15 protein-coding genes are annotated in these 15,683 nt (G+C 71.8%); 2 read left to right on the forward strand and 13 right to left on the reverse strand.

The features are described from left to right. The 9 genes from ABEA87_RS08575 to ABEA87_RS08615 all read right to left on the reverse strand — a co-directional run bounded on the left by ABEA87_RS08575 (position 1) and on the right by ABEA87_RS08615 (position 10,598). Positions 1–867 carry a PspA/IM30 family protein gene (locus ABEA87_RS08575; protein WP_345627693.1) on the reverse strand — a complete coding sequence of 289 codons (867 nt, stop codon included), beginning with the start codon at positions 865–867 and terminating at the stop codon, positions 1–3. A gap of 466 nt (positions 868–1,333) precedes the next feature. Beyond that, positions 1,334–1,876, reverse strand: a complete 543-nt coding sequence (locus ABEA87_RS08580) for a helix-turn-helix domain-containing protein (RefSeq protein ID WP_345627695.1) — start codon at positions 1,874–1,876, stop codon at positions 1,334–1,336. 292 nt (positions 1,877–2,168) lie between these two features. Beyond that, positions 2,169–2,699: a CinA family protein gene (locus ABEA87_RS08585; protein ID WP_345627697.1), complete on the reverse strand. Its 531-nt coding sequence runs from the start codon at positions 2,697–2,699 to the stop codon at positions 2,169–2,171. Positions 2,700–2,775: 76 nt separating this feature from the next. After that, positions 2,776–3,630, reverse strand: coding sequence for an arylamine N-acetyltransferase family protein (locus tag ABEA87_RS08590; RefSeq protein ID WP_345627698.1), 855 nt, complete (start codon positions 3,628–3,630; stop codon positions 2,776–2,778). Then, complete coding sequence (gene pgsA, locus ABEA87_RS08595; protein ID WP_345627699.1) at positions 3,627–4,223, reverse strand: CDP-diacylglycerol--glycerol-3-phosphate 3-phosphatidyltransferase; 597 nt, start codon at positions 4,221–4,223, stop codon at positions 3,627–3,629. Before pgsA ends, ABEA87_RS08590 begins: the two co-directional genes overlap by 4 nt. Beyond that, entirely contained in the window at positions 4,220–5,740 is a 1,521-nt protein-coding gene (gene rimO / locus ABEA87_RS08600; RefSeq protein WP_345627701.1) for a 30S ribosomal protein S12 methylthiotransferase RimO, read from the reverse strand. Before rimO ends, pgsA begins: the two co-directional genes overlap by 4 nt. 130 nt (positions 5,741–5,870) lie before the next feature. Beyond that, on the reverse strand, positions 5,871–6,992 hold the full coding sequence (locus ABEA87_RS08605) for a low temperature requirement protein A (RefSeq protein WP_345627702.1): 1,122 nt from the start codon (positions 6,990–6,992) through the stop codon (positions 5,871–5,873). A 45-nt stretch (positions 6,993–7,037) separates the two neighbouring features. After that, positions 7,038–9,482 carry an FtsK/SpoIIIE family DNA translocase gene (locus ABEA87_RS08610; RefSeq protein WP_345627704.1) on the reverse strand — a complete coding sequence of 815 codons (2,445 nt, stop codon included), beginning with the start codon at positions 9,480–9,482 and terminating at the stop codon, positions 7,038–7,040. Between the two features lie 102 nt (positions 9,483–9,584). Beyond that, the gene (locus ABEA87_RS08615) at positions 9,585–10,598 is read right to left on the reverse strand and encodes a hypothetical protein (RefSeq protein WP_345627706.1); all 1,014 of its coding nucleotides are present in this window, start codon (positions 10,596–10,598) and stop codon (positions 9,585–9,587) included. A gap of 87 nt (positions 10,599–10,685) precedes the next feature. Between ABEA87_RS08615 and ABEA87_RS08620 the strand changes: the two genes are divergently transcribed. Next, on the forward strand, positions 10,686–10,988 hold the full coding sequence (locus tag ABEA87_RS08620) for a DUF1707 SHOCT-like domain-containing protein (protein ID WP_345627708.1): 303 nt from the start codon (positions 10,686–10,688) through the stop codon (positions 10,986–10,988). A gap of 22 nt (positions 10,989–11,010) precedes the next feature. Here the strand turns inward: ABEA87_RS08620 and ABEA87_RS08625 are convergent, their stop codons facing one another. The 3 genes from ABEA87_RS08625 to thyX all read right to left on the reverse strand — a co-directional run bounded on the left by ABEA87_RS08625 (position 11,011) and on the right by thyX (position 14,458). Then, positions 11,011–12,705, reverse strand: a complete 1,695-nt coding sequence (locus ABEA87_RS08625; RefSeq protein WP_345627710.1) for a ribonuclease J — start codon at positions 12,703–12,705, stop codon at positions 11,011–11,013. Further along, entirely contained in the window at positions 12,699–13,646 is a 948-nt protein-coding gene (dapA, locus tag ABEA87_RS08630; RefSeq protein ID WP_345627712.1) for a 4-hydroxy-tetrahydrodipicolinate synthase, read from the reverse strand. The genes ABEA87_RS08625 and dapA overlap by 7 nt, the downstream gene beginning before the upstream one ends. 68 nt (positions 13,647–13,714) lie before the next feature. Next, the gene (gene thyX, locus ABEA87_RS08635) at positions 13,715–14,458 is read right to left on the reverse strand and encodes an FAD-dependent thymidylate synthase (protein ID WP_345628177.1); all 744 of its coding nucleotides are present in this window, start codon (positions 14,456–14,458) and stop codon (positions 13,715–13,717) included. 165 nt (positions 14,459–14,623) lie between these two features. Here thyX and ABEA87_RS08640 point away from each other — a divergent pair, with 165 nt between their 5' ends. Next, complete coding sequence (locus ABEA87_RS08640; RefSeq protein WP_345627714.1) at positions 14,624–15,085, forward strand: toxin-antitoxin system HicB family antitoxin; 462 nt, start codon at positions 14,624–14,626, stop codon at positions 15,083–15,085. 23 nt (positions 15,086–15,108) lie between these two features. Here ABEA87_RS08640 and ABEA87_RS08645 read toward each other — a convergent pair whose 3' ends face one another. Further along, positions 15,109–15,648: a DUF2752 domain-containing protein gene (locus ABEA87_RS08645; protein ID WP_345627715.1), complete on the reverse strand. Its 540-nt coding sequence runs from the start codon at positions 15,646–15,648 to the stop codon at positions 15,109–15,111. Positions 15,649–15,683: the final 35 nt, after the last annotated feature.

A 15,683-nucleotide genomic window follows, 5' to 3' on the forward strand; every position in this document is an offset into this window, starting at 1 on the left:
TCAGCCGGTCGCCTGGTCGCCGGTCGCCTTGTCACGCGACATGTTGGCGCGGATCTCGTCCAGCCGAGCGACGCTCGCGTCCTTCTGCGCGTTGCCGGCGGGAGCGGCCTCGACCGCGGGCTGCGCGGGCGCGCCGGCCAGCTGCTCGCCGGCCATGCTGGCCCGGATCTGCTCCAGCCGGGAGGCGCCCGCCATGTCCAGCGTGGACTTCTGCACCTCCAGCATGCGGCCCTCGACCGAGTTCGAGGCCAGCTCGGCGCGGCCCATCGCGGTCGCGTACCGCTGCTCGATCTTGTCCCGCACCTCGTCGAGCGAGGGCGTGTTGCCCGGCGCCGCCAACGAGGACATCGACTCCAGCGACCTCGCCACGGTCTCCTGCATCTTGGCCTGCTCCAGCTGGCTCATCAGCTGGGTGCGCTCGGCCAGCTTCTGCTGGAGGATCTGCGCGTTGTTCTCCACCGCACGGCGGGCCTGGGTGGCCGCCGACAGCGCCTGGTCGTGCAGGGTCTTGAGATCCTCCATCGACTGCTCGCTGGAGACCAGCTGGGTCGCGAAGGTCTGCGCGGTGGTCTCGTACTTGACCGCCTCGTTCTCGTTGCCTGTCGTACGGGCCTTGTCCGCGAGCACCAGGGCCTGGCGCGCCGAGGACTGCAGCTTCTGGACCTCGTCCATGGTGCGGGACAGCTTCATCTCCAGCTGGCGCTGGTTTCCGATGACCGCCGCCGCCTGCTGGACCAGGGCCTGGTGCTGCCGCTGTGCGTCCTCGATCGCCTGCTGGATCTGCACCTTGGGATCGGCATACTCGTCGATCTTGGCGCCGAACAGCGCCATCAAGTAGCGCCAGCCCTTGACGAACGGATTCGCCATATCTGTCGGTTCCTCTCTGCGGCCGTGGTGATGTGCGTCGCCTCTGTCGTCTTCCCCATCGTCGCAGGAGGATGCGAACCCGTCACGCCGGCTACGGGGCAACTCAAGGTTGGTCCGGACAATACGCTTATCCGGACCAGGCGCAGATACCCAGTGTGCGCGCTGCTCGGGGCAGGTGGCCACTTCTCCGGCCGCCCTCGGCTTGATCGCCTGGCGCCCAAACGGACGCGGGTAGGGCCACGGCGGAATTCGCTCATCCGGGCGGCGAACCCGGCGTGGGCGATCCCGGCTGCGAACCCGACCCGATCATCTTGATCAAATTCCGATATTGATCAAGCCTCGGCGCTCAATCGGTCAGACAATTTCGGGCCGCCACCCCGGTGATCCTTGATCGGTTCGCCGCCGGAAAGGCGTGGGACGCTGGCCCCACGCCGCCTGGGCGGACCCTCGGAGGAGACGGCGCCGATCAGACGCCGGACAACACGTCGCGCCGGATGGTCCGGGCGCGCAGCGTGGTGGACAGCGGAGTATCCCGCCGGATCATCACGGCCATGTGGCCGTCGACCGTGGTCGCGACGCTCGCCTCGGCGGCGGCGTGCCCTGGACGCGCGGCGGACGCCGACGCGAGTGCGGCCGAGTCGGACCCCTGACGACCTTCGGAGGCCCCGACCAGGGCCACCGGCTCGGACGCCTGGCCCTCCGGAACCTCGGCGGACCGCTCGGGTGCGGAGGCCACTGCCCGCTGCTCGGGGGTCGGCGCGGCGGTTTCGCCCCGCTCGCTGCTGGCCACCGTGGAGCTGACCTCGCGAAGGAGCTCGGAGAGCCGCGCGCCAAGGGCGTCGCAGACCGCCGCCAGCAACTCGCTGGAGGCCTCCTTCTGGCCGCGCTCGATCTCGGAGAGGTAGCCCAGGCTGACGTTGGCGGCGGTGGAGACTTCCCGCAGGGTCCGGTGCTGTGCCTGCCGGCGGGCTCGCAGTGCGTCGCCGATCACCCGACGTAACAGGATCATCGCACCCCCTCGCGGTTTCCCGCCACGGTACCCGGTTCCGGCGCCACGACACCACTGCCCCGCCGAGCCGGACACTCTTGCACAGGCAATAACGCCCGGCACCCGAGCACAGCTTCCCGAACCGTCGAAAAAGTTTTGGCGCGTCCGGACCGCCCGGCCGCCTCCGGCCTCCCCCGGCCCTCCGGGCGGATGGCCCCGGTCGAGACCACCGGGCGAGACCACCGGACGAGTGACCGACGATATCCGCAGGCGCCTCCGCTGGACCGGCGCCTCTGCTAGGCCGGCGCCTCCGCTAGGCCGCCAGCGCCTCGGCGAGCAGGGCCAGCACGGCCCGGACGGCGGCACGCCGGATGCCGGGCCGGTCACCCGTCAGGGCGAGGCGGCGCACCTCATCCCGACCGCCGGGGCCGTGCAGCCCGATGTAGACGGTGCCGGCCGGTACCCCGTCCTGCGGGCCCGGCCCGGCGACGCCGGTGGTGGACAGGCCCCAGTCGGACCCGCAGCGCTCGCAGACGCCGCGGGCGAGCGCGACCGCCACGTCGGGGTCGACCGGCCCCCGCTCGGCGAGCAGCCCCGTGTCCACACCCGCCAGCGTCGCCTTCAGGTCAGTGGCGTAGACCACCAGGCCGCCCCGGAACGCGGCGCTGGCACCGGGGACGTCGACGATCGTCGCGGCCAGCAGGCCCCCAGTCAGCGACTCGGCCACCGACAGGGTCTGCCCCCGGCCGCGCAGCGCGGCCAGCAGGTCGCCGGTCGGCGACTCCGCCACCGGGACCGGCCCGGCGACACCGCTGGCCCCGCCGGACGAGGCAAGATCGCTCATGCCGGATCCTCGCTCCGCTGCGGTCCAGCATGAGGCACAGTCGCGCCGCAATTCCGATTCGCTCGCTCACGCTCGCTCATGCCGACTGCCACGCCTCGTGGGCGGCGCTGACCCGCCGCCACAGCTGATCGCGCTCGTACTCGCCGAGGTCCGGGGTGAGCCCGAAGACATCGGCCAGCGCCTCGTACCACTCCGACCGGCTGGCCAGCTCGCGGACGCCGCCGTCCGGCAGCCGGTGCAGGATCCGGCCGCGCAGCATGTCCACGCCGGTACCGTGGCGCCGCTGCACGGTGACCACCCGCGCGTACGGCGACTCCGGCGCGGTGGACAGCCACTCGTGCATGGCCTGGAATTCGCTGGGCACGGCCGTGTCCGCCCTCAGGTCAAGCGCGGCGAAGGAGCCGGCCGGGTCGTGGCGCATCCGCCAGCCGAGCAGCTCGACGGTCGAGGGCTCGAGCACGTACCGGTGCGGGCCGTCGGGATACTCCCCGGGGCGCAGCGGCAGCGGGGAGTATGGCCCGTCGCCGAGGCCGACATCGACCAGCCACATGCCGTCCGGGTTCCCCCGCGCCGGCAGGCCATGCACGGTGAGCCCGAGATGGTTGCCGTTCGCGCCGACCGGCCCGGGCTCGTCGCGGCCCTGCACGCCGGCCCGGTGCCAGCGCACCGAGTACCCGAGGGCGGACAGCAGCAGCGAGAAGGCGCCGTTGAGGTGGTAGCAGTACCCGCCCCGGCCGGCCAGGATCCGGGCGGCCGAGTCGTACGGGTTGATAGTGGTGATCTCGCCGAGGTGGACGTGCAGGTTCTCGTACGGCACCCGCTCGACGTGCGCGCGCTGGAGGGCGGCGAGGCCCTCCGCGCTGGGCCGGCCGGGATCGGTTATCCCGAGCCGGTTCAGGTAGCCGGCGACGTCGAACTCGAACACCCTCACGCCCTTCCCGCACGGCGCAGCCGAACCGCCCGTACCACGTAGTCCAACCCCGTGATCACGGTGACCACCACCGCCGCCGCCATGATCGCTGCCCCTACCCGCTCCACCTGCGCCGAAAACGGCCAGAGGTACCAGGCGATGGCGAGGATCTGCAGGGCAGTCTTGATCTTGCCGCCCCGGCTGGCCGGGATCACTCCGTGCCGGATGACCCAGAACCGCAACCCGGTCACCCCCAGCTCCCGGGCCAGGATCACCACCGTCACCCACCAGGGCAGCTGGTCGTACCAGGACAACAGGATCAGGGCCGTACCGGTCAGCAGCTTGTCCGCGATCGGATCGGCGACCTTGCCGAAGGAGGTGACCAGATCCCAGGTGCGGGCGATCCAGCCGTCCACGAAGTCGGTCAGCGAGGCCACCAGGAACGCGCCGCAGGCCAGCATCCGCAGCCCGGGGTGGACCAGACCGGAACTCGCCGTCAGCACGACGAAGACCGGAATGAGCACGAGCCGCAGCGCGGTCAAGCCATTTGCCGGATTTGCGATGGAGACTTGGCGCTGGGCCGCCCCGACCGCAGGGTCCGGCGGTTCGCTCATCCCCGCGCCGCCCGGCCGGCCCGCGCCGGGCCGCCGCTCACCGAGGCGCCGTCCCCGACCTCTCCGCCGGCCCGATCGGCGTCGCCGGGGTCGTGGTGGGTGGGGATCGGGCTGGCGACCAGGTCGACGCCGCTGCTGCCGGTGACCACCGCCGTGACGAGATCGCCCGGGCGCAGCCCCGCGACGTCGCCGACCAGCGTGGTGCTTCCGTCGATCTCGGGTGCCTGGTGCGCGGCCCGGCCCTCCACCTCGTCCGCGTCGACCTGCTCGACCAGCACCTCGACGGTGGAGCCGATCCGCTCCTCGGCGCGCTGCGCGCACAGCTCATCGACCAGCGCGGACAGTCGGTCGTACCGGCGCTTGATCGTCGCCCGGGAGACCTTCCCGGGCAGCGTGACGGCCTCGGTGCCCTCCTCGTCGCTGTAGTCGAACACCCCGATCGCGTCGAGCCGAGCCGAGGTCAGGAAGCGCTCCAGCTCGGCGACGTCGGCGCGCGACTCACCGGGGAAGCCCACGATCACGTTGCTGCGCGCCCCGGCCTCCGGCGCCAGCGCCCGGACCGAGTCCAGCAGCTCCAGGAACCGCTCGGTCGAGCCGAACCGGCGCATCCGGCGCAGCACGGGCTCGGACGAGTGCTGGAACGACAGGTCGAAGTAGGGCGCGACGCCGGGCGTGGTGGCGATCGCCTCGACCAGGCCCGGCCGGGTCTCCGCGGGCTGGAGGTAGGACACCCGGACCCGCACGATGCCGGCCACCCCGGCGAGCTGGGGCAGCAGCTTCTCCAGCAGCCGAGGGTCGCCGAGGTCCTTGCCGTACGACGTGGAATTCTCGCTGACCAGCACCAGCTCGCGGACGCCCTCGCCGGCCAACCACTCGGCCTCGGCGAGCAGTTCGTCGGGCGTGCGGGAGACGAACGCGCCGCGGAAGGTCGGGATGGCGCAGAACGCGCACCGCCGGTCGCAGCCGCTAGCCAGCTTGAGCGAGGCGACCGGCCCCTTGGTCAGCCGCTGGCGCAGCACCGGGCGCAGGTGCGCCGGGGTGTGCCGGTCGACCGTCGAGTGGCCCGGCAGCACCACGTCGGAGACGCGCCGCTCGACCGGGGTCAGCGGCAGCAGCGTGCGCCGGTCGCGGGGCGCGTGCGACTCGATGGTCTCGCCGGCCGCGATCGCGGCGAGCTTGGCCGAGATGTCCGGATAGTGGTCGAAGCCGAGCACGGCGGCCGCCTCGGGCAGGCTATTGGCCAGCTCACGCCCGTAGCGCTCGGCCATGCAGCCGGTGGCCACCACCTTCGCGCCGGTATCCGCGGCGGCCAGCAGCGTCTCGATCGAGTCCTGCTTGGCCTTCTCCACGAAGCCACAGGTGTTGACGAGCACCACGTCGGCGGCGGAGCCGTCGGTGGTTACCTGCCAGCCGTCGGTGGACAGCCGCGCCGCCAACTCCTCGGAGTCGACCTCGTTACGGGCGCAGCCGAGGGTGAGCAGCGCAACGCGGCGGCCTTCGGGGGCGGGTATGGACACCCTCCGAGGTTACCGGGCCGGCCGGACGGGATCGCGGCCCGCCCGGCGTGATTGCGCACGACCGGTCCGGTGCCGCCCGTCTGGCCCCCGCACACCGACGCAGACGCCGCACGGCGACCCAGACCGGCCGTCAGCCTGCCGGACGGGCCCGGTGCGCCTCCACCGCCAGCAGGACGGTCAGCGCGGCGGTGATCACGGCCAGCTGCCAGATGCCCAGCACCCGGCCCACCGGCACGGTGACCAGCGCACCGACCGCGCAGGCCACCCGGTACCAGGGCCGGCCGATCCGCATGATCCGCCGGAAGATCAGATCCCCGGCCAGGAACACCGCGATCCCGCCGCCCAGCGCCAGGGCACCCGGGGTGCTCATCGGCCGGAATGTGTGTCCGATCACGTTCTTGACGCCGGCGGCCACCAGCACGATGCCCAGCAGAATCGGGTAGTGCGCGTACCCGTAGGCGCGCAGCGCGGTACGGGCACGCCGCGTGGCGTCCTCGATCCGGTCCATCGCGTGCTCCGCGCGCTCGTCGTCCCCGCCGAAGTAGGCCCACCAGAGGTTGTAGGCCAGGACCAGTCCGAGCACCGCGGCCAGGATCAGCCGCCAGCCCAGCGACGTGCCCCGAGCGCCGACGCCGATCGCCACCACCGACTCGCCCAGCGCGATGATGACCACCAGGCCGTGCCGCTCGACGAAGTGCGCCGCGGAGATCGTGAACCCGCCGATGGGGTGCAGGTACGGCGACGCGATCTGCACCGCGAGCGCCGCGCCCCAGGCCACGGACCGCCACGCAACCGGCAGGAACCCGCCGGCCAGCACCAGGCCCGCGCTGGTCAGGTTCAGCGGGAAGAGGGCCGCCGCGGCCCGCGCCGCGCCCCGGCCGGCGGAGTACCGGAACAGTCCGCTATGGACGAGATTGACCGCGAAGTACCCGACCCCGAACGCCCAGCCGGTGCCGCCGAACGCGTCCGGGATGGCCAGCGCCATGACGAGGAAGCCCGCCATCCCGATGATCATCATGCCGCGCCGGTACGAGCTGACCGGCGCGACGGCGTTGGTGAGCCAGGCGTAGCCGCCGTACATCCACCAGATCACCCCGAGCAGCAGCATCACGCGCAGCACCGCGAGGACGGTCACGTCCTCGTCGACAACGCTGGTCAGCTGGGTGATCGTGAACACGAAGACGAGATCTAAGAACAACTCGAGCGTGCTGACCCGTACCGCCGGCTCGGTCGCGCGCTCGGCCTCCACCATCCCGCGAGACTACCCATCGGGCGCGCACGCGCTCGCCGGAGAGCCTCACTCGGCCGAGGAGCCCCGCAACTCCGCCATCACGCCGTCCAGCTCGTCGGGCTTGATGAGCACCTCCCGGGCCTTGGAACCCTCGGACGGGCCGACGATGCTCCGGGTCTCCATCAAGTCCATCAGCCGACCGGCCTTGGCGAAGCCGACGCGCAGCTTGCGCTGCAGCATCGAGGTGGAGCCGAACTGGCTGGTCACCACCAGCTCGATCGCCTGCACCAGCAGGTCGAGGTCGTCGCCGATGTCCTCGTCGACCTTCTTCTTCTCCTGCACGGGCGTCAGCACGTCCGGCCGGAACTCCGGCTCCCGCTGGTCCTTGCAGAACTTCACCACGTCGTGGATCTCGGACTCGTTCACCCAGGCGCCCTGGATCCGGATCGGCTTGGACGCGCCCATCGGCAGGAAGAGTCCGTCGCCCCGGCCGATCAGCTTCTCGGCGCCGGGCTGGTCGAGGATGACCCGGGAGTCCGCCAGCGAGCTGGTGGCGAACGCGAGCCGGGAGGGCACGTTGGCCTTGATGAGGCCGGTCACCACGTCCACCGAGGGGCGCTGGGTCGCCAGTACCAGGTGGATGCCCGCCGCCCGGGCGAGCTGCGTGATCCGGACCACCGCGTCCTCGACGTCACGCGGCGCCACCATCATGAGGTCGGCCAGCTCGTCGACCACGACCAGCAGGTACGGGTACGGGCGGATCACCCGCTCGCTGCCCGGTGGCGGCTTGATCTGGCCGGCCCGCACCTTCTTGTTGTAGTCGTCGATGTGCCGCACTCCGCTGGCCGCCAGGTCGTCGTAGCGCATGTCCATCTCGCGCACTACCCAGTCCAGCGCGTCGGCGGCCTTCTTCGGATTGGTCACGATCGGCGTGACGAGGTGCGGAATCCCCTCGTACGAGGTCAGCTCCACCCGCTTCGGGTCGACGAGCAGCAGCCGCACCTCGTCCGGCGTGGCCCGGGTCAGCAGCGAGACCAGCAGCGAATTCAGCATCGAACTCTTGCCGGCGCCGGTGGCCCCGGCGATCAGGATGTGCGGCATCTTGGCCAGGTTGGCCACCACGTAGCCGCCCTCGATGTCCTTGCCGAGCGCGACCAGCAGCGGGTGGTGGTCGCCGGTCGCGGCGCGGGAGCGCAGCACGTCGCCGAGGGACACGTTCTCCCGGTCGACGTTGGGAATCTCCACGCCGACCGCGCTCTTGCCCGGGATCGGGCTGATGATGCGCACGTCCGGAGATTTGACGGCGTAGGCGACGTTGCGCGACAGCTGGGTGATCCGCTCGACCTTCACGCCGGGCCCGAGCTCGACCTCGTACCGCGTGACGGTCGGCCCCCGGGTGAAGCCGGTGACCGCGGCGTCCACGTCGAACTGCTCGAAGACTCCCTGCAGCGCGTTGATCATCTCGTCGTTGGCCTTGCTGCGCGACTTCGGCGTCTCACCCACGACGAGCAGCTGCGGCGGCGGCAGCTTGTAGCCGGCGTCGGTGAGCGCCAGCTGTTCGGCCCGGGTGGGCAGCGGCGAGTGCTCCGGCGCCTCCGGCTCCAGCCGGCGGGGCGCTTTCCGCCGGCGGGGTGGCGGGGCCTCCTCGATCGTTTCGGCCTCGGTGTCGTGCGGCTCGTCCGGGGTCTCCTCCACGAACGTGGCCTGCCGGCGCCGGGACGGGCGGCGACGGGTCACCGGCGGCGGCTCCGGTTCGAACTCCTCCTCGTCCTCCAGATACTCCTCGTCCTCGTCGGCCTCGGCCTCGCCGGTGCGGCCCAGCGCCAGGTCGCGTAGCTGGGCGAGCCGCTGGGGAACCCGGTTGATCGGCGTGGCGGTGACCACGAGCAGCCCGAACGCGGACAGCATCGCCAGCAGCGGCGTCGCCACCCACGCGGTCACCGCCTGGGCCAGCAGTCCGCCGGCGGCCCGCCCGACGAAGCCTCCCGCGTGCTCGATGCCGTGCAGGTCGTCCGGGTGGCCGGCGCCGAGGTGGAACAGTCCGGTGGTGCCGACGAACAGCGCGGTCCAGCCGACCACGCCGCGGCCGGCGCGCGTCTCCTCGTTCGGGGTGCGCATCAGTCGCACCGCACGGACCACCAGCAGCACCGGCAGGGTCACCGCGATGTTGCCGATGACCAGCCGGGTCAGCAGCGCGACGTAGACGCCGAACGGTCCGCCGGCCCGGAACCACACGGCGGCGGCCAGCAGCAGGGCCAGCGCCAGCACCAGCAGGCCAGCCCCGTCCCGGCGGTGCTCCTGGTCGAGCTCGCGGGCGTCCGCCGCCCGGCGCCCGACGGCGCGGACGATCCAGCCGACGCCGTGCGCGATGCCCATCCAGAGCAGAACGAACAGCCTGCCGAGAACGTCGAGGGGTCCGCCTCCGCGGTTGTTCGCGTACCCGCCGCGCCCGGCCCGCCCGCGTGCCGCGGTGCCGCGACGGCGGCTCGCCTGAGAGGTGCGGCCCGCCATGCTGCCACGGTAACGGGGGCATGCCCGTATCGGTACCAGGCTCGCCGGCCGCCTGGGCGGGGGGTGGGCGCACGGGCGGCCGGCCCTGAGGGGCGGCAGCGATCAGCCGGCGCCGAACAGTTGGCCGATGGTGTGCACGATGTCCGCGTAGAAGGTGCCGTTGAGGTGGCGGAACAGGGAGAACGGCTGGCCCGGGTCGCCGAAGAACGGCCGCAGCGTCCAGCCGAGCTGGGTGCCCACGAAGCCGAACAGCAGGATCCAGATGTACAGCAGGCCCATGCTCGCCTGTTGCGGCTGCGGATTCGCCGGCGGCTGCCGGTGCTGTGGCGACGGAAACGGTCCGTATCCGGACGGCTGCGCCATCGGGTGAGGCGGGATCGGCCCGTGCCCGGCCGGCGGCACCATCGGTTGCGGCGCCTTGGCCACCAACGGGACCGGCGCGCCCGAGGTCGCCTGGGCCGCGGCGAGTGCGTCGTTCCCGGCCTCGGCGCCGCTGGGAAGGCCGCCGGCCGCGACGCCCCCGGCACCGCCCGCGTCCCGACCGTTCGCGCCGACCTGTGCCGGCACGGGCGCCGGCAGCGGTACCGGCGCGACGGCCGGGGATGCGGCCAGTCCCTGCTGCTCGTTGAGCGCACGCATGCCCTGCACCAGGAAGCGCAGTCCGACGATGGCGGTGAGCATCAGGATCGCGACGTTGAGCAGCTTGAAGAACGCGTAGCCGTGCGCGGTGACCAGGAAGAACAGGCTGATCGGTGCGAACGCGAGGGTGAGCACCGAAGTAACGGTCACCGACACCATGATGAGCGCCACCGCCTGGACCACCGACAGCCGCGCGCCGAACACCAGGTTGAACAGGTACAGCGTGGGCAGGCAGATGCACAGCGTGATGAGGAACAGCAGCGGGAGCTTGACCAGCGAGGACAGGGCCTGCTGCCAGCCGAGCGAGGCGCCGAGCACGGCACCGTAGAGCGCCAGGCTGACCCCGGCGCTGACGAGCATCCGCACGATCAGCTCGCGCAGGCCGCGCTCCTCGACGATCTGGCGCCAGATGCCGTCGCGGTCGCGAAGAATGCGTTCGATGACGAGAGACCCGCCACCAGGTGAAGGACCCGTCATGTTCTACCACCCCCATCGAAACATTGAGTGGCGTCACGGTACCTTCGTGCGCACCACCACGCTGCCCCAACGCCTAGGCTGGCGGCCATGGACACCTCGCGGCAGCGGGCGTCGGACGAGGACCGACAGCGGGTGGTGCGCGCGCTGGAGCGGCACACGGCGGCAGGGCGGCTGGATCTCGACGAGTACGCCGAGCGGGTGGACCGCGTGCTCGCCGCGCGCACACACGGCGAGCTGGCCGAGGTGACCACCGACCTGCCGGCGGATCCGCGGCCCGAGCCGGGCGACGCCGCAGCCGGCCCGCGGGTCGGTCAGCTCGGCGTCGCCTTCCTGCTGGCGCTCCTGGCCCTGATCGTGGTGGCCGGCCTGGCCGCGCTGCGCTCGGCCTGATCGGAGGTGGCGGGTCGAGCCGTCAGACCTCGACCACGTTCGGGAAGATCAGCGGCCGGCGCCGGTACGTGTCGTTGACCCACCTGCCGACCGTGCGCCGCACGATCTGCTGGAGCTGGTGCGGGTCGGTGATGCCGTCGGTCGCGGCCCGGTCCAGCGCCTCGGTCACCAGCGGAAGCATCCCCTCGAACACCGCAGGATCGTCGGAGAAGCCCTTCGCCGAGACAGTCGGGCCGCCGACCACCTTGCCGGTCACCGAGTCGACCACCACGGTCGCCGCGATGAAGCCACCATCGCCCAGGATGCGCCGCTCGGTGAGCAGCGACTCGCCCACGTCGCCGACCGCCAGGCCGTCCACGTACACGTACCGGCTCTTGACGTGCCCGACCAGGCGGGCCTGCCCGTCGACCAGGTCGACCACGTCGCCGTCCTCGCAGAGCACCACCCGCTCCGGGGCCACCCCGGACTCGACCGCGAGCCGCGCGTGCGCGCGCAGGTGCCGCCACTCCCCGTGTACGGGCAGGAAGTTGCTCGGCTTGACGACGTTGAGCAGGTACAGCAGCTCGCCGGCCGGCGAGTGGCCGGATACGTGCACCTTGGCCACGTCCTTGTGCACCACGAACGCGCCCGCCCGGGACAGCTGGTTGATGACCCGGTAGACCGCCGTCTCGTTGCCCGGCACCAGGGAGGAGGCGAGCACCACGGTGTCGCCGGGCGCGATCACGATGTGCCGGTGATCGCCGGTCGCCATCCGGCCCAACGCGCTCATCGGTTCGCCCTGCGACCCGGTGGACATCAGCACTATCTGCTCGGGCGGCAGCGTGGTCGCCTCGTCGAGCCCGACCACCAGCCCGCCGGGGATGCGCAGCAGGCCGAGGTCGCGGGCGATGCCCATGTTGCGCACCATGGAGCGACCGATGAAGGCCACCTTGCGGCCGTGCGCGGCGGCAGAGTCGAGCACCTGCTGCACCCGGTGCACGTGCGACGCGAACGAGGCCACGATGATCCGGCCCCGGGCGGCCCGGAAGATGCCGTCCAGCACCGGGCCGATCTCGCGCTCCGGCGCGACGAAGCCCGGCACCTCGGCGTTGGTGGAGTCGGCCAGCAGCAGGTCCACGCCGTCGGCACCGAGCCGGGCGAAGCCGGGCACGTCGGTGAGGCGGCCGTCCAGCGGCAGCTGGTCCATCTTGAAGTCGCCGGTGTGCAGCACCACTCCGGCCGAGGTGCGGATGGCTACCGCCAGCGCGTCCGGGATCGAGTGGTTCACCGCGAAGAACTCGCACTGGAACGGGCCGAGCAGCTCGGTCTGCCCCTCGTGGACGGTCAGCGTGTACGGCTCGATGCGCCGCTCGGCCAGCTTCGCCTCGACCAGCGCCAGGGTGAACTGGGAGCCGACCAGCGGGATGTCGGCCTTGTGGGCGAGCAGGTAGGGCACCGCGCCGATGTGGTCCTCGTGGCCGTGGGTGAGCACGATGGCCTGCACGTCGTCGAGCCGGTCCAGGATGGCCGAGAAGTCCGGCAGGATGAGGTCGACCCCGGGCTGGTCGACGTCGGGGAACAGCACCCCGCAGTCGACGATCAGGAGCCGGCCGTCGAATTCGAACACGGTCATGTTGCGGCCGATCGCGCCGAGGCCGCCCAGCGGGATCACCCGGAGCGCCCCCGCGGCCAGCGGGCCAGGAGCGGTGACCTCGGGTTCGGACGACTCGCTCACCATGCCGACTGCTCCGCGTCCGCCCGCGAGACCGTGCCCGGCAGGACTATCCCGGCCTGCGCGCAGTCCGCGCGCAGGGCGTCGATCTCGGCCTCGGTGGCGTCCACCATCGGTGGCCGGACCGGCCCGCTGGGCAGATCGAGCAGGGCCAGCGCCGCCTTCACCAGAACCACCCCCTGGCTCCGGAAGATGCCGGTGAACAGGGGCAACAGCTCGCGGTGCAGGGCCAGCGCCCCGGCGACGTCGCCCGCCTCGTGAGCCAGGATCATGCGCTTGGCCCGCGCGCCGGTCAGGTGCGTGGACGTGCCGACCAGCCCGACACCGCCGACCGACAGCAGCGGCAGGGTCACCGCGTCGTCCCCGCTGTAGTAGGCGAGGTCGCATCGGCTGGTCACCCAGGAGGTGGCGGTCAGGTCGCCCTTGGCGTCCTTGACCGCCACGACCCGCTCGTGCTCGGCGAGCCTCACCAGCGTGTCGGTGGCGATCGCGGTGCCCGTGCGATGCGGGATGTCGTAGAGCATCACCGGCAGCTCGGAGGCGTCGGCCACCGCGGTGAAGTGCGCGACCAGGCCGGACTGCGGCGGCTTGTTGTAGTACGGGGTGACCAGGAGCACGCCGTGCGCGCCGGCCTTCTCGGCCGCCCGGGTCAGCTCCACGGAGTGGTGGGTGTCGTTGGTTCCGACGCCGGCCACTACCTTCGCCCGGTCGCCCACCGCCTCGACCACCGCGCGCAGCAGAGCTTCCTTCTCCCCGTCGCTGGTGGTCGGCGCCTCGCCGGTGGTGCCGCTGATCACGAGCCCGTCGTTGCCCTGCTCATCCACCAGATAGGTGGCAAGCCGGCCGGCGCCGTCGAGATCCAGCGAGCCGTCCGGACGGAGCGGGGTGACCATGGCGGTCAGCAGCCGGCCGAATGGCCGGTTCGGTTCGGTACCCGTACTACTCATGTTCTTAACCTAACTGACCGGAACGACTTGGTGGATGCTGACTGTGGCCGGCCGCGTGCCTCCGCCGGTCAGCACTCCCAGGCGTAAGGACTGGCCGCGATCTCGGTGCCGTCGTCCAGCGCCGAGATGGTGAAGTCGGCGAATACGTTGGGCGCCACCTCCTGGAGCTGCCGCAGGCACTCCACGGCCAGCTCGCGGATCTCCACGTCCGCGTGCTCGGACGCCCGCATCGCGATGAAGTGCCGCCAGGCCCGGTAGTTGCCGGTGACCACTATCCGGGTCTCGGTGGCGTTGGGCAGGATTGCCCGCGCCGCCTGCCTGGCCTGTTTGCGGCGCAGCGTGGCGTTGGGCACGTCGGCGAACCGCTTCTCCAGGCCCTCCAGCAGCTCCGTGTACGCCCGGACGGCCGTCTGGGTGGCCTCCATGAACGTCTTGTGCAGCTCCGGATCCTCGGCGATGGCCTCCGGCTCCACCATGGCGGCGTCCCGTTCCGGCACGTAGCGCTGGGACAGCTGGCTGTACGAGAAGTGCCGGTGGCGGATCAGCTCGTGGGTGAAGGACCGGGACACCCCGGTGAAGTAGAAGGTGACGGTGCCGTGCTCGAGCACGGACAGGTGCCCGACCTCGAGGAGGTGCGCCAGGTAGCCGGCGTTGGTCGCGGTAGCCGGGTTCGGCTTGCTCCAGGACTGGTAGCAGGCCCGGCCGGCGAACTCGGCCAGCGCCTGGCCCCCCTCCGCGTCGGTGGACCACGGCACGTCCTCCGGCGGCTGGAAGTGCGTCCAGGCGATGAGCTTCACCCGGGGCTCCTCGATCTCGGCCACGGGCGGCTCCTCTCCGGTCGGCTCTTCCCGATTTTCTGGACTTCACCCGAGCGTAACGGTCGACCGGGTGAGTGCGGCTCGTGGTACGCCGGCCGGTCAAGGTACCCGCATCGGGTGACGGTTGACTGACGCCACCTATGACGTCATAGTGACGTCATGAACCTCGGGCCGCACATCGACTCGCTACGCCGGGATCTCATCGCCAGCGCCGCCCCGGGCGGGCCGGAGGTTCGCGGCGCCGCCGAACTGCTCGCCGGAGCACTGGACGCCTCGGCCCGGCTCACCATGCTGGAGCTGCTCGCGGACGCGGCCGCCGAGATCACCGCCCAGTTCGGCTCGGCCACCGTGGAGGTGCGCCTGCGGGGCCGGGACCCCGAGCTCGTGATCACGGAGCTGGCCTTGGTCGAGGAGCGAGAGCCGCCGGCGGCTCCGGCGCCCGAGAGCGGTCACGTGTCGCGGATCACACTGCGCCTACCCGAGCCGCTCAAGGACCAGGCGGAGCGTGCCGCGTCGGGCGAGGGCATCTCGGTCAACGCGTGGCTGGTCAGGGCAGTTGCCGCCGCGCTGCGCGGGCCGGACAGCCTCGGCCGCCGCCCGACCGGCTACGCCCGAAGCTGAGGGCGGTCCGCACCGGGCACGGTTCAGACGAAGAACCAGTTGAACGGGGCCCAGGGCAGGTTGCGCAGCACGGTGAACACGCCCCAGGCCCCCAGGAAAATGGCCAGCGCCTTCGGGGACACGCGCAGCGGAGGCAGCTTCCGCTTGAACGCCGTGTCGGCGACCCAGACGATGTACGCGTAGACCAGGAACGGCGCGGCGAACACCGCCAGCAGGTGCGACCGGGCGGCGGCCGGAATGTTGCCGTGCAGCAGGTACCAGAAGGCGCGGGTGCCACCGCAGCCCGGGCAGTCGAAGCCGGTGGTGAGCCGGATCAGGCAGGTGGGGCTCGACATCGCGTTGGCGTCGGTCGGGTTGGTGGCCAGCACGTAGCCCACCCCGCCGAGGAAGCAGACCAGCATCGTCACCGGGGTGGCCCAGATCGGGACCCGTGACCAGAACCGGATCAGCAGCCGGCTGAACGGGTCGGAGGGCACCGTCGGGGCCAGCACGTACATCTGGGGGTGCTGGTGGTCATGATCATGGCTGGGAACCATCGCCGGCTGCGCCGCCACGTCGCTCATGCGTCCGCCTCGCTCCGCTCACCCGATTCGCATTG

It is taken from the genome of Rugosimonospora acidiphila (assembly GCF_039543385.1).
GTDB lineage: Bacteria > Actinomycetota > Actinomycetes > Mycobacteriales > Micromonosporaceae > Rugosimonospora > Rugosimonospora acidiphila.